Below are 22,339 nucleotides of genomic sequence, written 5' to 3'. Positions count from 1 at the left end.
GAGAACGGACCACCATGGCACGCGGACTGACCGAAATCACCGAAAGCCAGTGGCGCCAGGCCCTGGAACAGGCGTTGCTGCCTCGCATCGCCTCCGTGCTGCGACGGCGGGAAGCCGGCCACTGTATGCGCGTCGAAGGGCTTCAGGCCGACGTGGCCGTGAGCCTGACCCGCAGACTGCACACCGCGGTACCGGAGGCCCAGGTCCACGTCCTCGACGCGGGAATGCTGGGGAACGACGCCGATGACGTGACCATCACGAGTACCCGGCTCGTGGAACTGCGCAACCCCGACGACACCGGGGCGCTGCGGCCGCCGCTGCTGGTCTTCGTTCCGCCCGGCACCCGGGCCAGCGCCGAGGACTCCTTCTCCACGGCCACCTTCGAGGAACTGCTGCTGGACGACGTGCACGCGGCTCTGCGGCAGACCCTGCTCAGTCAGGTGCCCGAGGCATTGCGACCGTCTGTCACGGAGCTGCTCGGGTCCCCGGCAGCCGGCGGGCCGAAGGGCGCCGACGCCCAAGCCGCCGTGCGGTATCTGCTCACGCTCCGGGAGAACCACCACCACCCGGAGGCGGCGGGCGCGGCCGTTCATCTGCTCGGCCTGATCCCCGACTTCCGGCTCTTCTCCGATCCCTCTCTGGTCGGCCACAAGAGCAAACGCAATCGCCGTGTCGTGGACGCGCTCAGCGACAACGCCGCCACCCCGCGACAGCGGGTCCTCGCCCTGGGGCTGCCCCGGACCAGTCCCGAACAACAGGCGTTCATGAAGCGCCTGGTCGCCTTCGCGGGACGCACCTCCTTCGCCGAACACTGGGACTGGTGCCGGGCCATCGCCGTCGAACCGGGCAACTGGCCGCTTGCCTTCCACCACTGGCCAGAGGAACAGGAACGCGGCGACCAGCGGGTCACCGTGGAAGTGGGCGACCTGACCGCCCTGCCGAGGGTCGGCGACAGCGACGAGGACCTGCGCAACCACCCCGTACTGGAACGGGTCTTCGGCGCCCGCTACCTGCTGCCCGGCGGGCTTTCCTCCCTGCCGGTGTCCTTCACGGTGGACCCCGACGCCCGCAGCGTCACCGGACTCGCGCATTTCAAGCTGGAGATCTACTCGGAATCGGTGGGCGAAGGCGGTGACGAGGACGACGAGACCGCGGTGGCGGTCAGCCCCACAGGGCTCACCGCGACCTTCTCGGCGAACCTGCGCACCACCAAGAACGTGCACAAGAGGCAGGTGAAACTGAAGCGCGGACGCCGGCCCACCGAGTGGGAGGAAGGCTGGCACTTCGTCCGGGTCACGCCTCTCGACGACCGTGGCCGCCCCCTCCCCGTGTCCCGGACCGGCCAGGCACGGCGGACGGAGGAGAGCGACCGCTTCTACGTGGTGCCGGAAGGCGAATTCGACGAGCCTCCGGCACCCCGCGTCCAGCACGCCTCCGGCCTCGCCCAGGCCCTCAACCGCCTGCGTTTCACCGCGCGGGCGGAGGGACGCGACCCCGAGCGTGTCACCTGCCGCGATGTCACCTGGGCGAGCACCGGAACCAAGACCCGCTCCCTGCGCGCGTCCTTCAGCTCCGGAGCGCCCTTCCTCCTCGACGTGCCCCTGTGGCTCACCGAGGCCCAGCAATGGCTGCTGGGCAGCCCGGGATCCCTGACCGGCCCCACGGTGGAGATCGACGCGGCGGACGGAGCACACCTTCGCCTCGACGCACCGCCCGCAGCACGCCAAGCGGACGCCACACCCGCGTTCACCGCGTTCCTGCACACCCGCGCCAGCCTGTTCTCGGCGATCATTGGGGAGTCGACCGGCAACGACGCACAGGTAGTGGAGGGCAAGGACCCCCGGGACCTGCGCTCCCTGACCGAGGCCTACGCGGAGGCCTATCTGAATGCGCTGACGGCCTGCCTGCGCACCCTCGACGATCCGTACGAACGGGATACGGAAACGCACCGCCGCGAGCTCCACCTGCTGCTGCGTACCGACACCATCCCCGTGGCCCTGGCGGCCCCGGACGGCAACCGTGCGGGCGCCGTGCTCGTGGCACCCACGCACCCCCTGCGGATGCTGTGGAAAAGCGGCCATGCCGCTCTGGCCGACCACTGGCTCGGTGAAGCGGAACACGAGGACAGGGCGGCCGTCCTGGAACGGCTCGAAGCGCTGGAGCGGAGACTGGCACCACTCGGCTTCCCGCTCACCGTGCCGCTCGACACGGGAGAACTCACCTTCGCAGTTGGGCTCCTGACCACCTACTGGCAGGTCTGTCTGCCCAGCGAGACCGTGAACCCACGCGGCACGGTCGCCCGGATCGCTGCGGCACTGGGCGCGGACGGCGCGGCCGCCACAAGCGGCGATGTGACCGGCGCGGACCTTTCGGACCGCGTCGAGCGATACATCCGTCTCCACCCGTACGCCGACTGCCTGATCATCAACGCGGTGGGCGCTGGGCGCGGCGAGCTGCTCGCGGACATGCTCATCTCTCTGCAGGAGCGGCGCCATCTCGCCCACCTGCGGTACACGGTGCGCCTGTTCACTCCGACTCCCGACGATCCCTGGGCAGGGGCCGCCCTCACCGACCTCTTCGCCCCCGGGGACGGGGCACGCACCGCCGCCGCCGAGGCCTTCTCCACCCAGGGTGATCCACTGCGCCCGAAGCTGTCGGTCGTCGTGCGGGATCTCGCCGACCTCACCTTGAACGACGAGGGTTTTCCCGCGCACCTAACTTTCCTGTTCGCCCCGTTCGGCGGAGAGCGCCACGACATCGTTCCCGGCCGGCCTGCCTCTGGCCGGGCCGCTGTACACGGACTCGTCCAGGAGATGACCAGCCACTACAGCGAGGACGGCGGATCGGCGGTCTGGAGCCGCCGTCCCCGACATGGTGCGACCGACCCCCTGCCCGGGGCGGAAATCACCGGAGACCTGCTGGCCGCGCTGCCCGCCACCCTCTCGGCGGCCGCGGTCGCGGCCACAGCGGGGGAGCCCCGGCCCGGCATGCTGCCTCAGATAAGTCTCAGCCTCGGCGCGGACGACCGCTCACTGCTGCACGACGTGCACCGGATGAGCGACTGGGTGATCACCGTGGACCGTACGCTCGGTGCCGAGTACTTCGACCACGGACGCCGCAACCGGGCCGAGTACGTCATCGACTACACGGCCTCCTCGGTGGTGGGCATGAGCAGCCATGTCGTGGTCTCCTCACGCTCCGTCGACGAATTGAGAGCACTGCTGGAGCCGGTCCTCGCCGACCGTCGGCTCAGCATCGAGCAGCGCCATGTCCGCACCTTCTTCGACCAGTTGCGCGAACTGTCGGGCAACCTGGCCTTCAAACTGGCCGCCCTGAGCGAAACCGGGCGCACCGAGGTGGTGGGGCTGGCGCTGGCGCGCCTGTATCTGGAGAACTGCAGCGCGCTGAGACACCAGATCCTGCTGCCGCTCGACTCGCATCCCGAGCTCTACGCCGAGGAGCAGAGGCGCTCGGCCGCGGGTGACACCGCGGTCAGACTGCACCGTACCGACCTGGCCCTGTTCGACCTGGACGCCGAACGTGCGACCATCACCTGCCGACTGGTGGAGGTCAAGTGCTTCACGGGTTCGGGAGGTCTGGCGTCCTTGGAGTCGACACGGCAGCGGATCCGCACACAACTGGACAACACCCGGCGCGTGCTCACTAACTTGTTCGATCCGTCGGTCTCCCGCAGCGACCGTCCGCTGCAGAACGTCACCCTGCGCACGCTGCTGGGCCACTACCTCGCACGCGCCGACCGGTACGGTCTCTTCTCCGGGAAGTCCCGGGACGAGGCACGCTGGCTTCTCGACCACCTTGATCATCACTTCACCTGGGAGTTCACCGCCACCGGACTGGTCTTCGACCTGTCGGCGAACGGATTGGACATCGAAACCGAGAACGGCATCACCTACCACCGGGTCGGCCGGGAGCACGCGCTGCGGATGCTCGACGAAATCCGGACGGAGTATCTACGAGGACCAGCCGATGGAGCAGAGGAGTCCGGGACGGCCAGGGAGGGTGAAACAGATACGGAGTGTGCCGACCTCTCGCCGGGCACCGCCGGTTCGGCGCCCTTCACGGATACGGATGCTGCGGCGCTTGCCACGCTCAGGCCGCGCGAACGCGAGAGGACCCTGCCAGACGAACCCGGGCCGCTTCCTCTGGACACCGACGGTGATGAGCCGGGGCACGAAGACGAGTCCCGCACGGCGAGTACACGGGAGCTCTCTGCCGAGCCGGCACCCAAGGGTGCCGAGGATCTGGCACCTGCCCCGGAACAGAGCAGAGATGCTGCCCACTTGCAGCGGGAGTCGTCCCCATCAGCCCCGACAGATTCGGCGGAGGAAACGAAGGAAGACGAAGGGGCTGCCGTTACGCACGGAGCCACAGCCGATGTTGTACTCGGAGTTGCTCAGCCCTCACCGCAGTTCGGGCTGCTCGGCACCAGCGCAGGCCGCCAGGTTGCCCTGGACCTCTACGAGACCCACACGATGAGTCTGTTCGGCGTGCAGGGTGGTGGTAAGAGCTACACCCTGGGCGCCATCCTGGAGATGGCCAGTCGGCCCCTGCCGGGGATCAACCGGCTTGCCAGGCCGCTGGCAAGCATGGTGTTCCACTACAGCGAGACGTCTGACTACGCCCCCGAGTTCACCAGCATGATCCGTCCCAACGACGACGAGGCGCAGCGGACTGCCCTGCGGCTTCGTTACGGTGCTGAGCCGGCCGGGTTGGAGGACGTGATGATGCTCGTCCCCACGGAGAACCTCGAAGACCGGAGGGAAGAATTTCCGGACATGGAGATCCGGCCGCTGACCTTCGCCTCTTCCGAGCTGAAGATGAGCCACTGGCGATTCCTCATGGGGGCCGTGGGTAATCAGGCCACCTACATTCGGCAGGTCAACCGGATTATCAAAGAGAACCGCAAGGACCTCACCCTGGAAGCCATCCGCCAGGGTATCGAGGATTCCGAACTCGCCGATCACCTCAAGAAGCAGGCCAAGGCGAGACTGGAACTGGCGGAGAGCTTCATCGACGACTCCGCCAGGCTGCGTGATCTGGTGCGCCCTGGACGGCTGATCATCGTCGATGTGCGCTCCGACGACATCGAGAAGAGCGATGCACTAGGCCTGTTCGTCGTGCTGATGCAGCTGTTCGCAGAGGCGCGTCAGGGAGACGAGACATTCAACAAGCTGGTCGTTTTCGACGAGGCGCACAAGTATGCGGACAGTGGGGACCTGGTGGCAGGGCTTGTCTCGAGTGTTCGCGAAATGCGACACAAGGGTATGTCGGTTATCGTCGCGAGCCAGGACCCGCCGTCCGTGCCGACCGCGCTGATCGAACTGTCCAGCGAAATCGTGTTGCACAAGTTCACGTCACCGGCATGGCTCAAGTACCTGCAGAAGGTGAACACCGCACTGGGTGGCCTCACGCCGCAGAAGATGGCTGCCCTGCAGCCGGGGGAGGCCTACCTCTGGTCGAGCAAAGCAACGGACGAAGCCTTCACACAGGGAACAGTGAAGGTCCTTTGCCGCCCTCGGGTCACTGAGCACGGAGGCGGGACCAGAACGGCCTTCGACTGATAGGTGGTGGGAAGCGAGTGGCCCCGACGGAAATCACCGGGGCCACTCGGTGGGCTTACGCAGAGTCGCTCGATCAGTAGGCCGAGCCCGAGGCGCCCAGCGACCCCGTCGGGTGCCAGACCGTCTTCGTTTCCAGGAACGCCGTCATGCGGTCGATGCCGGGGGTGGCGGACCAGTCGTCCACAGGCTGTGGACGCAGGACGCGCTTCAGGTTGTCCGCGGCGGCGATCTCCAGTTCCTTGGCGAGCGCCTCGTCCGCGCCCGCGAGGTCGAGCGCGTTGACGTCCTGGTGCGCGGCGAGGGGCGCCGCGATCTCCGCCGTACGGCCGGAGAGGACGTTGACGACTCCGCCGGGGACGTCGGAGGTGGCCAGGACCTCGCCGAGGGAGAGCGCGGGCAGCGGGGACTTCTCTGAGGCGATCACGACCGCCGTGTTGCCCGTCGCGATCACCGGGGCCAGCACGCTGACCAGGCCCAGGAAGGACGACTCCTGCGGGGCGAGGACGGCGACCACGCCCGTCGGTTCGGGGGAGGACAGGTTGAAGTACGGGCCCGCCACCGGGTTTCCGCCGCCCACCACCTGGGCGATCTTGTCGGTCCAGCCCGCGTACCAGACCCAGCGGTCGATCGTCGCGTCCACCTGCTCGGCGGCCTTCGACTTCGACAGGCCCTCGGCGTCGGCGACCTCGCGCACGAACTGGCCCCTGCGGCCCTCGAGCATCTCGGCGACGCGGTACAGGATCTGGCCCCGGTTGTACGCCGTCGCCCCGGCCCAGCCGCCGAACGCCTTGCGCGCGGCCACGACCGCGTCGCGGGCGTCCTTGCGGGAGGAGAGGGGCGCGTTCGCCAGCCACTCGCCCTTCGTGTCGCTCACCTCGTACACCCGGCCGCTCTCGGAACGCGGGAACTTCCCGCCGACGTACAGCTTGTAGGTCTTGAAGACACTGAGACGCTGCTGCTCGGTCTTGGGGGACTTGTCAGACATCGAGGTACGCCTCCAGGCCGTGGCGACCGCCCTCGCGGCCGAAGCCCGACTCCTTGTAGCCGCCGAACGGCGACGTCGGGTCGAACTTGTTGAACGTGTTGGACCAGACGACGCCGGCCCGGAGCTTGTTCGCCACCGCGAGGATGCGGGAGCCCTTCTCCGTCCAGATGCCGGCCGACAGGCCGTACGGGGTGTTGTTGGCCTTGGCGACGGCCTCGTCCGGCGTGCGGAAGGTGAGGACCGACAGCACCGGGCCGAAGATCTCGTCGCGGGCGACGGTGTGCGCCTGGGTGACGTTCGTGAAGAGCGTCGGCGCGAACCAGTAACCGGACGTGGGCAGTTCACAGGCCGGCGACCAGCGCTCGGCGCCCTCCGCCTCGCCCCGGTCGGCGAGCGCGGTGATCCGCGCCAGCTGCTCGGCGGAGTTGATCGCGCCGATGTCCGTGTTCTTGTCCAGCGGGTCGCCGAGGCGCAGGGTGGACAGCCGGCGCTTGAGGGAGTCCAGCAGCTCGTCGTGGATCGACTCCTGGACGAGCAGCCGGGAGCCCGCGCAGCAGACCTGGCCCTGGTTGAAGAAGATGCCGCTGACGATGCCCTCGACGGCCTGGTCGATCGGCGCGTCGTCGAAGACGATGTTGGCGCCCTTGCCGCCCAGTTCGAGCGTGAGCTTCTTGCGGCTCCCGGCGACCGAGCGGGCGATCTGCTTGCCGACGGCGGTGGAGCCGGTGAAGGCGACCTTGTTCACGTCCGGGTGCTCGACGAGGGCCGCGCCCGTACGTCCGTCACCGGTCACGATGTTGACGACGCCCTTGGGCAGTCCGGCCTGGCGGCAGATGTCCGCGAAGAACAGGGCGGACAGCGGGGTCGTCTCGGCGGGCTTCAGCACCACGGTGTTGCCGGTGGCGAGCGCCGGGGCGATCTTCCAGGCCAGCATCAGCAGCGGGAAGTTCCACGGGATGACCTGGCCGGCCACGCCGAGGGGGCGCGGGTTCGCGCCGAAGCCGGCGTGGTCCAGCTTGTCGGCCCAGCCCGCGTAGTAGAAGAAGTGCGCGGCGACCAGCGGGAGGTCCGCGTCGCGGGTCTCCTTGATCGGCTTGCCGTTGTCCAGGGTCTCCAGGACGGCCAGCTCGCGGCTGCGCTCCTGGATGATCCGCGCGATGCGGAAGAGGTACTTGGCGCGCTCGGAGCCCGGCAGCGCGGACCACTTCGCGAAGGCCCGGCGGGCCGCCCCGACCGCCCGGTCGACGTCTTCCGCGTTCGCCTGGGTGTACTCGGCGAGCACTTCCTCGGTGGACGGGGAGACCGTCTTGGTCAGCTCCCCGCCCGAGCTCTCGACGAACTCGCCGTCGATGAACAGACCGTACGACGGTGCGATGTCGACGATCGCGCGCGATTCCGGCGCGGGAGCGTACTCGAATGCCATGGGTCAGTCCACCGTAACGTAGTCAGGGCCGGAGTAACGGCCGGTCGCCAGCTTCTGGCGCTGCATCAGCAGGTCGTTCAGGAGCGAGGAGGCGCCGAAGCGGAACCAGTGGTTGTCCAACCAGTCCTCGCCGACGGTCTCGTTGACCAGGACGAGGAACTTGATCGCGTCCTTCGTGGTGCGGATGCCGCCGGCGGGCTTCACGCCGACCTGGACGCCGGTCTGGGCGCGGAAGTCGCGGACGGCCTCCAGCATGAGGAGGGTGTTCGCGGGGGTGGCGTTGACGGCGACCTTGCCGGTGGACGTCTTGATGAAGTCCGCCCCGCCGAGCATGCCGAGCCAGCTGGCGCGGCGGATGTTGTCGTACGTCGACAGCTCGCCCGTCTCGAAGATGACCTTGAGGCGGGCGGCCGTGCCGCACGCTTCCCGCACGGCGACGATCTCGTCGTACACCTTGAGGTACTTGCCCGCGAGGAAGGCGCCGCGGTCGATGACCATGTCGATCTCGTCGGCGCCCGCGGCGACGGCGTCGCGGACGTCGGCCAGCTTCACGTCGAGGGCGGCGCGGCCGGCCGGGAAGGCGGTGGCGACGGAGGCCACCTTCACTTCGGAGCCGGCGACGGCGGCCTTGGCGGCGGCCACCATGTCCGGATACACGCAGACCGCGGCCGTCGCCGGGGTCGTACGGTCGGTCGGGTCGGGGTGGACCGCCTTCGCGCCGAGCGCCCGGACCTTGCCCGGGGTGTCCGCGCCTTCCAGCGTCGTCAGGTCGACCATGGAGATGGCCAGGTCGATGGCGTACGCCTTCGCGGTCGTCTTGATGGAACGGGTCCCGAGGGAGGCGGCGCGCGCTTCCAGGCCGACCGTGTCGACGCCGGGCAGCCCGTGGAGGAAGCGGCGCAGCGAACTGTCGGACGCGGTGACGTCCGAGGGTGCGTGAGCTGCGGTGGGTGCATTGGTGGGCATGGTCACCAGACGAGCATATCTACGCGCGTAGCGGGTGTACAGACGGGTGGTCGATCGGGATGGGGGGCTGGTTGATCGGGATGCGGGGGGCTGGTCGGTCGGGATGGGGCAGCCGGTCGGTCGGGAGGGGGCGGGCGGACGGGAGGGGTGGGGCGGCCGGTCGGTCGGGAGGGGGCGGGCGGACGGGAGGGGTGGGGCGGCCGGTCGATCGGGAGGGGGCGGGCGGACGGGAGGGAGGGGACGTCCGGTCGGTCGGACGGGGCGGGTGGACGGCGGGAGGGATGGGACGGTCCGGTCGGTCGGGAGGGAGGGGACGTCCGGTCGGTCGGGAGGGGGCGGGTGGACGGCGGGAGGGAGGGGACGTCCGGTCGGTCGGGACGGGGCGGGTGGACGGGAGGGAGGGGAAGGCGGTCAGGCAGAATCGGGTCCATGACGACCCCGGATGACCAGTCACCAGCACCGCGGCCCCCGGCGCCCGAGTCCAAGGACCGCATCTACCGGTCCCCCGCCGGCATCGCGGCCGGGGTCCTGCTGCTGGGGCTCGTCGGCTGGCTCGGCCTCGACGCGATCCTCGCCGGGAAGGGTCGGACGCCGTGGCTGGCGCTGGCCACGCTGCTTCTGGTGGTGCCGCTGGTCGTGGCCTTCACTATCCGCCCGGCCGTGTACGCCAACGACGACCGGCTGCGCGTACGCAACCCGTTCCGGGTGATCGCGCTGCCCTGGGGCGAGGTGGCCTCGCTCCAGTCCCGCTACTCCAACGAGGTCGTCACCCGTGCCGGGGCGAAGTTCCAGCTCTGGGCGATCCCGGTGTCCCTGCGCGCCCGCAAGAAGGCGGCCCGCCAGGAGTCCCGGGCGGCGGCGGAACGGGAAGGCCGTGAGGGTGGCAGAGGCGGCCGGGGCGGCCGTGGCGCAGGGGGTCTCGGCGGCTTCGGCGGCTTCGGCGGACTCGGGGGCGGTTCGTCCGCGCGCGGTGCCGGGGCGGCGGCCGGCACGCCGGACGGCCCGGTGCGCGCCGAGAGCGACAAGATCATCCACGAGCTCCGCCTGATGCGCGAGGCCCGCGAGAAGAGCGAGAACGCCCAGGGCGAGGTGACCGCCCGCTGGGCCTGGGAGATCATGGGTCCGGCGGCGGCGGGGGCTGTGCTGCTGGGGATTCTGCTGGGCCTGGGCTGAGCACCTCCTGCTGGGCGGCTGACCTCGTCCTGCCGTGCGGCTGAGCTTCTCCAGCCTTCGGCTGACCTCCCCGTGTCCTTCGGTTGAGTTCCTCCAGCCTCGGCTGGCCACCTTCGCCCTTCGGTTGAGTTCCTCCAGCCTTCGGCTGACCTCCTCCTGCCCTTCGGTTGAGTTCCTCCAGCCCTCGGCCGGCCTCTTCCAGCCCTCGGCTGAGGTCCACCAGCCCCCGGCCGACCCCTCCAGCCTTCGGCTGACCTCGCCCTGCCCTCCGGCTGAGTTTCACCAGCCCCCGGCCGAGTTCCGCCAGCCCCCGACCGACCCCTCCAACCCTCAGCCGAGTTCCTCCAGCCCTCGGCAGAGCTTCTCCAGCCTTCGGCCGAGCTCTTCCAGCCCTCGGCCGAGTTCCACCAGCCCCCGGCCGACCCCTCCAGCCCTCGGCTGAGCTTCTCCAGCCCTCGGCTGACCTGTGCTGATGCTCGCTCAGGAGCGACGTGGCACCTCGGTCGCGCCGTTGCTCGTCTTCGTTGCCTTTCGTGTGTCCGAGCTGTGTGACGGCCAGGGTGTCCCGTCGCTGATGCGTGGGGGCTGTGTACTGTTCGGCGGCGTGTACGAGGGTGGCCGGGGCCGCCCTGACGTTTACGGATGCATCGGTGCACCGTCCTGAGAGGCAAGGGGGGCTTCGATGAAGACCCGGCGTAATTGGCGCAGTAGCAGCAAGAAGACTCCCGGGCGCGGAGCGTGGGTCCTGGGCGCCGTGAACGGCGCGGCCCGGGCGCTGCGGGGCCGGCGGGGCTGGGCGGCGGGCGGCGCGGCTGTCGCGCTGCTCGCGCTGGCGGGCGGTCTGTGGCTGTTCCTCGGCGGGGGCGACTCCGCGAACACGCCCCCCGACACCCGGGCGCGGGAGTACCGGGACGTCGACGCCTGCCTGTTGACCGGGGAGGACGGCATCGCGCAGGGGACGCCGGCCGCCTCGGTGTGGGAGGGGATGCAGCAGGCATCCGAGGAGACCCGGGCCCGGGTGACCTATGTGCCGGTCACGGGGGAGCAGTCGGTGGACAACGTCCGGCCGTTCCTCAACGGCCTCGTCCAGCGGCAGTGCGAGGTCGTCCTGACGGTCGGCGCGCCGCAGGTGCGGGCCGCCGAAGCCGTCGCGGGAGAGCACCCGTCGCTGCCGTTCGTCGTGGTCGGCGCGGGAGTGAAGACGGCGAAGGACAACGTGACCGTCGTGCCGCCGGGCGAGGGGCTCAAGTCGGCGGTGGCGCAAGCGATTCGGGACGCCGTGCGGGACGCGAAGTGATGAACGGCCGCAAACTGCACACAGATCTGTAAAGATCAAATAAAGATGTGCTTCTCATGTGGAAAGTCCGTTCGTAGTTGAGCAAACCTTGCGAGGTTCTGTAAGAACCACGTAAAGGCTGTTCATGCGCAAGCAACGGGGGCGTGGCTCTCGCCTGTATCCGCCGGGTCGCACCGGCAGGCGCAGGATGAGGACCACGGCGCTTTCTGCACTCATCCTCTTCTCCTTCACCCTCACCACCGAGACAGCGGCGGCCACCGGCGCCACGATGCCCGCGCTGAGCATGCCGAGACTGTCGCTGTCCGGTCTGTGGGAGTGGGCCGACGACTCGCCGCTCGACACACCCGAACAGGAGGGCGGCACCGCCGAGGGCAAGAGCCACTCCGCCTCGTCGGCCGCCACCAGCGCCGACGGCGGGGTGGGCCACGAGCCGGGCGAGGGCAAGGGCCAACTCGACGCCTACGAAAGGCCCGTGGACGAGACCGAGAAGGTATCCACGGGCTCCGCCACGGCCTCGGCGAAGAGCTTCGACCCCGCCACCAGCGAGCGCGACGCCGACAAGTCCACCGCCACGTCGGACTACTTCGTCAACGCCGACGGCTCCACCACGGTCCGCCACTACACCGGCCGGGCCAACTTCAAGGACGCAGACGGCGACTGGACGCCGATCGACACCGATCTGGTCAAGGACGCGGACGGCCGGTTCACCCAGGAAGCCAACTCCCTCGACGTCGAGTTCGCCGCGAACTCCGGGGACGAGGGCCTGGCCTCCGTCGACCTCGGCGACGGCCGCGCACTGTCGTACACCCTGCAAGGCGCCCGCGAGGTCGCGGCGGCCGAGGAGGAGAACGGCACCCTCGTCTACGCCGGCGTCCTGCCCGGCACGGACGTCGAACTCGTCCCGACCGCCGACGGGTTCAAGGAGAACGTCGTCCTGCACTCCAAGGACGCGGCCAACTCCTGGGTGTTCCGGCTGGACGCCGAGGGGCTGACCCCGCGCCTCGCCGCCGACGGCGACGTGGAGTTCACCGGCGCCGACGGCAAGGTGACGGCGACCATCCCGCACGCCTTCATGGTGGACTCGCGGATCGACCCCCGCTCGGGCGAGGGAACGCGCTCGCAGCAGGTGTCGTACGAGCTGACCACGGTGGACGGCGAGCCGGCGCTGCGGATGACCGCCGAACGCGCCTGGCTCGACGACCCCGAGCGGGTCTACCCGGTCACCGTCGACCCGACGATGGTCGTCTCCTCCAGCGAGGCGACCTACGTGCAGTCCGACGCGAGCACCAACCGCTCCAACGAGGCCCAGATCAAGGTCGGTTCGTACGACTCGGGCACCAACAAGGCGAACTCCTTCCTCCAGTTCTCCACGCTGAGCTCCAAGATCGCCGGCCAGAAGGTCTCCGCCGCGACCCTCAACGTGTACGCGCTGTGGGCATCGTCGTGCACCGCGAAGCCGTTCTCGGTGTACCCGGTGACCCAGTCCTGGTCGCCGTCGACGACCTCGGCCTACCCCGGCCCCTCCTACGGAGCCGCCCTCGGCACGGCGACGGTCGCCCCCGGCGCCTCGTGCAGCAACAGCGACGGCAGCGCCGACGTCGGCGTGAAGATGCCGGTGACGCTGTCGACGTCGTGGTTCACCCAGGTGGCCACCGGCGGCGCCAACTACGGCCTCGCGATGGCCGCGCCGACCGGGGACGCGCTGCACTGGAAGCGGTTCCACTCCGAGGACTCGGCGACCGCCGCCATGCGTCCCTCGCTGGACCTGACCTACGCGGCCAACACCCAGCCGCAGGTCAACGCCCAGTACCCGCCGGAGAACTTCCAGGCCAACACCCTTCAGCCGGAGCTCCTGGTCTACGCCAGCGACGCCGACAAGTGGCCCAACGCCGCGCTGACCTACACCTTCGAGGTGTACGACGCCGACTCCGGCAGCACCACGCCCGTCGTCACCTCCGGCGCCCTGGCCAAGGGCAGCTGGAAGATCCCCTCGGGCAAACTGAAGTGGTCGAAGAACTACGCCTGGTACGTCGGCGTGTCCGACGGCTATGCGGAGGTGACCTACTCCAGCCGCTTCACCACCGCCGTGCCGCAGCCGCCGGTCACCTCGGGCCTCGCCCAGAACACCGACGGGCACGAGTTCGACCCCTCGGACGGCAACTACACCACCGAGGACACCGACGCGGACATCGAGGTCGTCGGCCCCTCGCTCCAGATCGACCGCTCCTACAACAGCCTCGACCCGCGCACCGACGGCGCGTTCGGCGCGGGCTGGTCGACGGTCGCCGACATGAAGGCGGCCGAGGTCAAGGACCCGTCCGGCACGGTCACCAGCGTGATCGTCACCTACCCGGGCGGTGAGCAGGTCGCCTTCGGCCGCAACACCGACGGCACCTTCCAGCCCCCGCTCGGCCGGTACGCCCGGCTGCTCGCGGTGTCCGGCGGCGGATACACGCTGACGGACAAGGAGTTCACCGAGTACGCGTTCAAGCAGCCCACGGCCAAGGCCGGCACGTACGCGATCTCCGGCATCAAGGACTACGCCGGCCGCACCGAGACGTTCTCGTACAACGCCTCCAAGCAGCTGACGAAGATCGCCAACACCACGTCCAAGCGGAACCTGACGCTGACCTGGACGACCCCCGCCGGGGCGAGCGCCGCGCACGTCGACACGGTCGCCACCGACCCCTCGGTCAAGGACGACGCGAGCACCGTCCAGACCTGGAAGTACGGCTACTCCGGCGACCGGCTCACCTCGGTGTGCCCGCCCGCCGACTCGGCGAAGTGCACCACGTACGGCTACGCCACCGGCAACCACTACCGCACCACGGTCCTCGACGCCGACCCCTACGCCTACTGGCGGCTCGGCGAGGCGAGCGGCACGACCGTCGCCAAGGACACGGTCGACACCAACCAGGGCCGCTACAACGGCCTCTACCACGATGTGACCCTGGGCAGCTCCTCCGTGCTCGCGGGCTCGACCCAGAAGACGGCGACCTTCAACGGCACCACGTCCTACGTCGAGATGCCGTCCGCGCCCGGCGCGACGCCGTCGTACATGACGGTCTCCCTGTGGTTCAGGACCACCACGGCCGGAGGCGTCCTCTTCTACTACGGCGACAAGCCGCTGAGCGACTCCGACCCGGTCGCCAACACGACCAAGAACACCCCGGCGGTGTACGTCGGCACGGACGGCAAGCTGCGCGGCTGCCTCGCCATGTCGCCGAGTTGCAGCCCCACCGCCGTCTCGACCGCCACGGTCACCGACGGCCAGTGGCACAACGCGGTCCTCACCGGACAGGCCAGCAGCCAGACCCTCTACCTCGACGGCGTCGCCCAGGGTTCGCTGACCGGCGCCATCAACGACTGGGCGCAGCCCTACATCTCGCTCGGCGCCGGGGTGAACACCGACGGCTGGCCGGCGATGAACGCCGGTGACAAGCTCGGGCACTACACCGGCCAGCTGGCCGAGGTGGCGATCTACTCCGAGCCCCTCGACGCTTCGACGATCAACGCGCAGTACCAGGCCGCCAAGCGGTCCACCGGACTGCTCAACAAGATCACCACGCCCGGCGGCAAGGTCCAGGCGAAGGTCGAGTACGGCACGACCGACGACCTCGTCCAGCAGGTCACGGACGGCGACGGCGGCGTCTGGAAGCTCAACCCGCCCACCGTCACCGGCTCTTCGCAGGTGTACCGCTCGGCCGTCATGGGCTCCGCCCCGACCGGGTACTGGCGCCTCGCCGACACCCTCGGCGCGCCGCAGGCCGCCAACGAGGTGCACACCGGCTTCGGCACGTACAACAACGTCACGCAGGGCGTGGCCGGCCCGTTCGGCAACGGCGATGTGACCGCCGCCGCCTTCAACGGCGCCTCCTCCTACGCCGAGATCCCGTACACCCCCTGGCACGGCTCCTCGCAACGCGCCGTAGAGCTCTGGTTCAAGACCGGCAGTCCCGGCACTCTCCTGTCCGACCAGTCGCAGCCGCCGACCCTCTCGGCCCCGTCCGGCACGTGGAATCCCACGCTGTACGTCGGCGCGGACGGCAAGCTGCGCGGTCACTGGTGGAGTGCGGGCAACGCGAACGTGGACTTCGGGTCCACGAAGACCGTCAACGACAACGTCTGGCACCACGCGGTCCTGACCGCCGACGGCACCACGCAGACCCTGTACCTCGACGGTGTCAAGCAGGGCGACCTCACCAGCGGGGTGAACGACCAGTCCAACACCCGCACGTTCATCGGCGCGGGCTTCAACAAGTGGTTCAGCTCGCCCGCTGACGTGAGCTTCTTCAACGGCTCCATCGCCGAGGTCGCCGCCTACGACCACGCCCTGACCGAGGACCAGGTCGAGCAGCACTGGTCGGCGTACAAGGCGTCGTCCGGCGTCGCGCCGGTCCGCACGGTCACCCTCACCGACCCGACCGACAAGACGCTGACCTACGTGTACGACGCGGAGATGGGCAACCGTCTGCTGGCCGCGATCGACACCAACGGCAAGCGGACGACGTACGGTTACGACACGTCCGGCTTCCTGCACACCGTGACCGACGCCAACGGCAACCGCAGCATCACCGGTCACGACGTCCGCGGCAACACGGTCTCGCAGACCGACTGCCAGGACACGGCGGCCGACAAGTGCGCCACCGAGTACTACACGTACTACCCCGACACGACCACCGCGTTCCCCGCGATGGACCCGCGCAACGACCTGCTCCTCACCGAGCGGGACGCGCGGTCCGCGTCCGCCACCGACAACACGTACCTGACCAGCTACAGCTACGACGCCGGCGGCAACCTGCTCACGGTGACCGGCCCGCCCGTGCCGGGCCACCCGAGCGGCCGTACCGCGTCGACGACCTACACCACGTCGACGACGCCCGCCGCGGAGGGCGGCACGGCGGTCGCGCCGGCCGGTCTGGTGGACACGGTGACGACCCCCGGCGGCAAGCGGACCAAGTACGTCTACTTCGCCAACGGAGACCTCGCCGAGACCCTCGACGCCAACGGCGCGAAGGCCAAGAACACCTACGACGGCCTCGGCAGGCAGAGCAGCAAGACGGAGATATCCGACGCCCAGCCGAGCGGCCTCACCACCACCTGGACGTACGACAAGAACGACCAGGTGGTCACCGAGACCAGCCCGCAGGTCACCAACCGCGTCACCGGCGCGAAGCACCAGGCCAAGTCGACCACCGCCTTCGACGAAGACGGCAACATCGTCTCGCAGACCGTCGCCGACCTGACCGGCGGCGACGCCCCGCGCACCACGTCGATGACGTACGACGACCACAACCGGCTCGCCTCGCGGACGGATCCGAGCGGCGGCACCACGTCGTTCGAGTACGACGCCTACGGCAACAAGGTGAAGGAGACCGACCCCGAGGGGAACGTCAACGCCTACACCTTCGACGCCGAGGGCCGGCCGCTGACCACCAGCCTCCTGAACTACACCGGCGATCCGAACGACCCGAAGTCGCCGAGCACGCTGGTCCAGGAGTCCCGCGCCTACGACCCGGCGGGGCGGCTCGCCTCGCTCACGGACGCGATGGGCTGGGTGACGGCATACACCTACACGGACGACGGCCTCGCGGCGTCCGTCGTGCGCAAGGACCCGGCTAACGGCAAGCAGTTCGTCGAGCAGGAGAACACCTACGACCTGGCCGGCAACCTGATCAAGCAGGTCACCAACGACGGCCGCACCACGACCACGTTCGCGGTGGACGCGGCCGACCGCGTCACGTCGTCGGCGCTCGACCCGACCGGTGTCAACCGCACCACGAAGGTCTCCTACGACCCGGACGACAACGTCGTGACCGAGTCGGAGACAGACCCGGCGACCGGTGACACCGACCGGGTCGACACCCGCTACGACAACCTCGGCAACGTCACCGGCACCACGGTCCGCGACGGCACCACCGCGCCCGTGGCCCGCTGGAAGCTGTCCGAGACCAGTGGCCTCGACGCCCAGGACTCCTCCGGCGGCAACAACAAGGTCACGCTGGGCAGCGCGGTCACCCGCTCCACCGAGAAGGGCGGCGCGGCGGTCTTCAACGCGACCGCCAACGCCTACGGCCAGGCGAGCGGCCCGGCGGTGAACACCAGCGGCAGCTTCACCGTCTCCGCCTGGGTCAAGCTGGGCTCGACGGCCGCCAACAGCACCTTCGTCGCGCAGAACGGCCAGGTCGCCAGCGGCTTCCAGCTGTACTACGCCACGGGGGCCGGCTGGACCTTCAACCGCCACGCCTCCGACACCACCGCTCCGACGATCGTCCGCGCCTCCTCCGGCACCTCGGCGGTGACGGCGAACGTCTGGACCCACCTCACCGGTGTGTACGACCAGTCCGCCGCGCAGCTGAGGCTGTACGTCAACGGCACCCAGGCCGGCACGGCGGCGTTCACCTCTCCCTGGGAGGCCACCGGCCCGCTCCAGATCGGACGGCGTCTCTACAACGGCGCCTACGGCGAGAACACGCAGGGCCAGATCACCGACGTCCAGGTCTACGGCGAGGCGCTCACCGCCTCCCAGGTGTCCACGGTGTACGGCGGCACCCTCCCGGCCGCGGGCAGTTCCGTCCGCACGACCACGTGGAAGCTGGACCAGCGCGGCCTGCCGACGTCGATGACCGACCCGGCCGGCAACACCACCGACTACGGCTACGACGAGGCGGCCCAGCAGACCACGGTCACCGCGCCCGCCGTCAACGCGGAGACGGGCGGCGGCACGGCCTCGTCGGTCCGTCCGATCTCGATGACGGGCTACAACACCTTCGGCGAGGCGACGGAGACCTCCGACCCGCTCGGCAACGTCACGACCTCCGCCTACGACGCCGAGGGCCAGGAGACCTCGACCAGGTCCCCGGGCTACACCGCACCGGGATCCAGCACCCCGGTCACCGCCACCTCCTGGAACGAGTACAACGAGCTCGGCCAGGTCACGGCGGAGGTCGACCCGCTGGGCAACCGCACGACGTACACCTACACCCAGCTCGGCGACCTCGCCTCGGTCACCGAACCGGGCGGCGGCAAGTCCACGTTCGCCTACTCCACCAACGGCGACCTGCTGGCGGCCACCCGGCCGGGCGGGGCGCGCGAGGAGTCGACCTGGGACTACCTCGGGCGTGAGCTGACCAGCACCGACATCGTGCGGCAGCCGACGCAGCGGGCGTACACCTCGATCAACGAGTACGACGCGCCGGGCGGCGAGCTGTCCCGGACCGTGAGCCCGGCGGGCGTGACGGAGTCGTACAAGTACAACGCCCTCGGCGAGGTCACCGAGGTGACCGACGGCGCCGGGAACACCTCGAAGTACACGTACACCATGGACGGTGACGTCCTCACCGCCACGGACCCCGACGGCTCCAGCACCCGCAACACCTACAACGGTTACGGCCAGTTGACCGCGACCAGCGACCTGGACACGGCGGGCGCGGTGCTGCGCACCAGCCGCACGACGTACGACCGCGCGGGCAACCCGGTCTCGGCGACCGACCCCCGCGGCCACACCGCCACGTACACCTACGACCCGACGGGCCTGATCACCAAGGCGGTCGAGCCGGTCTCGGCCACCGAGTCCATCACCACGACCTTCGGCTACGACGCGGCGGGCAACACCACGCGTTTCACCGACGGCCGCGGCAACCCGTTCATCACCACCTACAACACGTGGGGCCTTCCGGAGTCGATGATCGAGCCGGCCACCCCGGCTCATCCCGACGCGGCCGACCGCACCTTCACCACGGTGTACGACGCGGCCGGCCGGCCCAAGGAGCAGCGCTCCCCGGGCGGTGTGGTCGTCACCCAGGAGTACGACGCCAAGAGCCGGCTGGTGAAGCAGGCCGGTGCGGGTGCGGAGGCCGAGACGGCCGACCACACCTACACGTACGACTCCGACGACCGTGTCACGGCGGTGACGGGCACGGACTCCGAGACCGGCAAGGACACGTTCACGTACGACGACCGGGGCCTGCTCCTGTCGACGTCCGGCCCGTCCGGCTCCTCGTCCTTCGCCTACGACGGCGACGGCGCGATGACGTCCCGGACGGACGCCTCGGGCACCTCGACGTACGCCTACGACACGGCCGGCCGCCTGAGGACGCAGGTCGACGGCGCCACCGGCTCGACGATGTCGTACAGCTACGACGTCGACAACAAGGTCAAGCAGATCGACCTGGGCAGCGGCAAGTCCAAGCGGGAGTTCTCCTACGACGCGCTGGAACGGCCGACGTCGGAGAAGCTGACCTCGCCCACCGGCAAGACGGTGGCGTCCATCGCCTACGGCTGGGACGAGAACGACAACCTGACGTCGAAGACGACGACGGGCGTCACGGGCGCGTCCACGAACACCTACGCGTACGACTGGGCGAACCGCCTGACGTCCTGGAACAACGGGACGGCGACGGAGGTCTACGGCTACGACGCCTCGGGCAACCGCACCCGCGTCGGCGGTGACACCTACACCTACGACGCCCGCAACCGCCTCACCTCGGACGGGCACTCCACGTACGCGTACACCGCGCGCGGCACGATGAGGACCACGACGGACGAGAGCGGCCGGCAGACCTCGATCAAGGCGGACGCCTTCAACCGCGTGATCAGCGAGGGCGACCGGACGTACGCGTACGACGGTCTGGACCGTGTGCTGAGCGCCAAGGACGCGGTCGGCTCGGAGATCTTCGCCTTCCAGTACAGCGGCATGGGCAACGACGTGGCGTCGGACGGCGCGGCGACGTACAGCCGCGGCGTGGACGGTTCGCTGACCGGCGTGAAGACGGCGCTGTCGTCGGCGCTGGTGTGGACGGACCTCCACGACGACGTGGTGGCCCAGTTCACCGACGCCGCCGAGACGCTTTCCGGCTCGACGACGTACGCGCCGTTCGGCAAGGTCACCGCGACCACCGGCATGCTGGGCAACCTCGGCTACCAGTCCGGCTGGACCGACCCGCAGACGGCCAAGGTCAACATGGCCGCACGCTGGTACTCGCCGGAGACCGGGCAGTTCAACAGCCGGGACACGGTGTCCAACAGCCCGCTGCCGGTCTCGGTGAACGCCAACCGGTACTCGTACGGCAACCAGAACCCGATGACCGAGATGGACCCGACGGGTCACTGGTCCATCGGCGGGCTGGTGAAGAAGGCCACGAAGACCATCAAGAAGGTCACGAAGAAGGCCAAGTCGGCCGTCAAGTCCACCTGGAAGAAGGGCAAGACCGCGGTCAAGAAGGCCGCGAAGACGGTCCGCAAGGCCGCGAAGGCGGTCAAGCGCGCGGTCAAGAAGGCCGTCCGCAAGGTGCATCGCAAGGTGCGCAAGGCCGTGCGGTACGTGCAGGACAGCGTCAAGAAGGTCAAGAGATACGTCAAACGCACGTACAAGTACGCCAAGCGCCAGGTTCATCGTGTCGTCCAGAAGGTCAAGAAGACGGCACGGGCGGTAGCGAAGACTGTCAAACACGTCGCCAAGAAGGCGGTCGCGGCAGGCAAGAAGGCGGCCAAGAAGATCGGCAAGGCCGTGAAGAAGGCGGCCAAGGCCTCAGCAAACTACGTCAAGCAGCACGCGGCGACCATCGCCTCCGTCGCTGTGGGCGTGGTGGTCTTCGCCGGCTGCACCGGAGCCACCATGGGCGGCGGCGTCGTCGCCTGCGCGGCCCTGGCGGGCGCGGCTGCCAACGGCGTCGGCTACATGATGAGCGACGGCCCCAAGTCCGTCGGCGGCCTTCTCGGTTCGATGGCGATCGGCGCGGCGACCGGAGCCCTCGGCGGCGCGGCGGGCGGCGCGGCCGCCGGTGCGGTGGGTCGTCTGCTGGCGGGCGTCGGCGGCAAGGTGGCGCAGGGCGCGGCCATGGGCGCTGCGGGCGGCGCGGCCGAAGGAGCGGTCGGCTACGGCATCAGCTGCGCGGCGAGCGAGGAAGGATGCAGCGCGAGCGGCGCGGCGAAGGCGACGGCGACGGGGGCGGTGGTCGGCGGGCTCTTCGGGGCGGCGGCGAGCAAGTACGGCCGCAAGACGTGCGGCACCCCGCACAGCTTCACCGGTCTGACCGGTGTGCTGATGGCCAACGGCACCAGCAAGGCGATATCCGAGGTCAAGGTCGGCGACTACGTCCTGACGGCCGAGCCCGGCAAGAAGAAGAAGGAAAAGCACCGCGTCAAGGCGGTCATCGTCACCAAGACGGACCGCAACTACGTCGACGTCGTCGTCGCCACCAAGTCCGGCAAGAAGACGATCCAGACCACCAAGCACCACCAGTTCTACGAGGTCAGCCGCAACACCTGGACCCAGGCGGGCGACCTCAAGGCGGGCCAGACCCTCCAGAACGCCGACGGGGCGGCGACCCGGATCGTCGAGGTGAAGTCGTACACGGCGCAGCGGGTCACGTATGACCTGAGCGTCGAGGAACTGCACGCATATCACGTCACTGCCGGGGATAGCTCTGTTCTCGTCCACAATGACGATGGCGAAGCATGTCCCATCGGCACGGGAAGCTCGCCAGACTCAATCAACTGGCCAAATTTCCGCGGAACAAAGACTGCGGCCGAGACGGGTGGAAAGTTCACTCTCTCAGGCTGGTCCATGCGCAAGACCAAGGCGTTTGAGAAGGTAAACGTGGCTGCCGTGGCTGCCAAGCGACTGGCGATGGGGATGCCTATACGGACGCATAATCTGGACTTGGGGGTGCCAGGTCGCTACTTTGACTCGCATGCGGAGAAGCAGGCGGAAGTCATAAATCCAGGCGGATTGCATGTAGTGTCCCGTGAGATGTGTGACGACTGTACAGATTTCTTCTCCCGATTGGCAGGTCACGATAATCAGGTTAAACAAGTGGCTGACCCAGAAGGTTTGAAGGTGTTCCACCCTGATGGTCGGAGAGATGTGCTGCCATATGACGGTGGCTGACTGATGCTTGCCAAGGGATGAG

Annotated in this window: 7 protein-coding genes; 4 read left to right on the top strand and 3 right to left on the bottom strand. The window is 69.1% G+C overall.

The genetic code is table 11. From position 1 onward, the window contains the following. The first annotated feature begins 14 nt into the window (after positions 1-14). Positions 15-5,582 (top strand): hypothetical protein, encoded by a 5,568-nt coding sequence (locus ACFYX4_RS07260; protein ID WP_389327340.1) that lies wholly within the window; start codon positions 15-17, stop codon positions 5,580-5,582. Positions 5,583-5,655: 73 nt separating this feature from the next. Here the strand turns inward: ACFYX4_RS07260 and ACFYX4_RS07255 are convergent, their stop codons facing one another. From ACFYX4_RS07255 to deoC, 3 genes are read right to left on the bottom strand one after another with little or no spacing between them, the layout of a single operon-like run. Continuing rightward, positions 5,656-6,567, bottom strand: coding sequence for an aldehyde dehydrogenase family protein (locus ACFYX4_RS07255; protein ID WP_389327337.1), 912 nt, complete (start codon positions 6,565-6,567; stop codon positions 5,656-5,658). Further along, positions 6,560-7,990, bottom strand: coding sequence for an aldehyde dehydrogenase family protein (locus ACFYX4_RS07250; RefSeq protein WP_389327334.1), 1,431 nt, complete (start codon positions 7,988-7,990; stop codon positions 6,560-6,562). The genes ACFYX4_RS07255 and ACFYX4_RS07250 overlap by 8 nt, the downstream gene beginning before the upstream one ends. A 3-nt stretch (positions 7,991-7,993) precedes the next feature. Beyond that, entirely contained in the window at positions 7,994-8,956 is a 963-nt protein-coding gene (gene deoC / locus ACFYX4_RS07245) for a deoxyribose-phosphate aldolase (RefSeq protein ID WP_389328620.1), read from the bottom strand. Positions 8,957-9,385: 429 nt separating this feature from the next. Between deoC and ACFYX4_RS07240 the strand changes: the two genes are divergently transcribed. From ACFYX4_RS07240 to ACFYX4_RS07230, 3 genes are all read left to right on the top strand, one after another. Beyond that, entirely contained in the window at positions 9,386-10,129 is a 744-nt protein-coding gene (locus ACFYX4_RS07240) for a PH domain-containing protein (protein ID WP_389327331.1), read from the top strand. Positions 10,130-10,811: 682 nt separating this feature from the next. Then, on the top strand, positions 10,812-11,426 hold the full coding sequence (locus tag ACFYX4_RS07235; RefSeq protein ID WP_389327327.1) for a BMP family ABC transporter substrate-binding protein: 615 nt from the start codon (positions 10,812-10,814) through the stop codon (positions 11,424-11,426). A gap of 187 nt (positions 11,427-11,613) precedes the next feature. Continuing rightward, complete coding sequence (locus tag ACFYX4_RS07230; RefSeq protein ID WP_389327324.1) at positions 11,614-22,317, top strand: LamG-like jellyroll fold domain-containing protein; 10,704 nt, start codon at positions 11,614-11,616, stop codon at positions 22,315-22,317. Positions 22,318-22,339: the final 22 nt, after the last annotated feature.

The organism is Streptomyces sp. NPDC002328, assembly GCF_042890065.1.
Classification (GTDB): Bacteria; Actinomycetota; Actinomycetes; order Streptomycetales; family Streptomycetaceae; genus Streptomyces.
This window is presented reverse-complemented; position numbering and strand designations above follow the sequence as displayed.

Coding starts and splice junctions, on each gene's coding strand:
- ACFYX4_RS07260 (WP_389327340.1), top strand. CDS start 15: ATGGCACGCGGACTGACCGAAATCACCGAAAGCCAGTGGCGCCAGGCC.
- ACFYX4_RS07255 (WP_389327337.1), bottom strand. CDS start 6,567: ATGTCTGACAAGTCCCCCAAGACCGAGCAGCAGCGTCTCAGTGTCTTC.
- ACFYX4_RS07250 (WP_389327334.1), bottom strand. CDS start 7,990: ATGGCATTCGAGTACGCTCCCGCGCCGGAATCGCGCGCGATCGTCGAC.
- deoC (WP_389328620.1), bottom strand. CDS start 8,956: ATGCCCACCAATGCACCCACCGCAGCTCACGCACCCTCGGACGTCACC.
- ACFYX4_RS07240 (WP_389327331.1), top strand. CDS start 9,386: ATGACGACCCCGGATGACCAGTCACCAGCACCGCGGCCCCCGGCGCCC.
- ACFYX4_RS07235 (WP_389327327.1), top strand. CDS start 10,812: ATGAAGACCCGGCGTAATTGGCGCAGTAGCAGCAAGAAGACTCCCGGG.
- ACFYX4_RS07230 (WP_389327324.1), top strand. CDS start 11,614: ATGAGGACCACGGCGCTTTCTGCACTCATCCTCTTCTCCTTCACCCTC.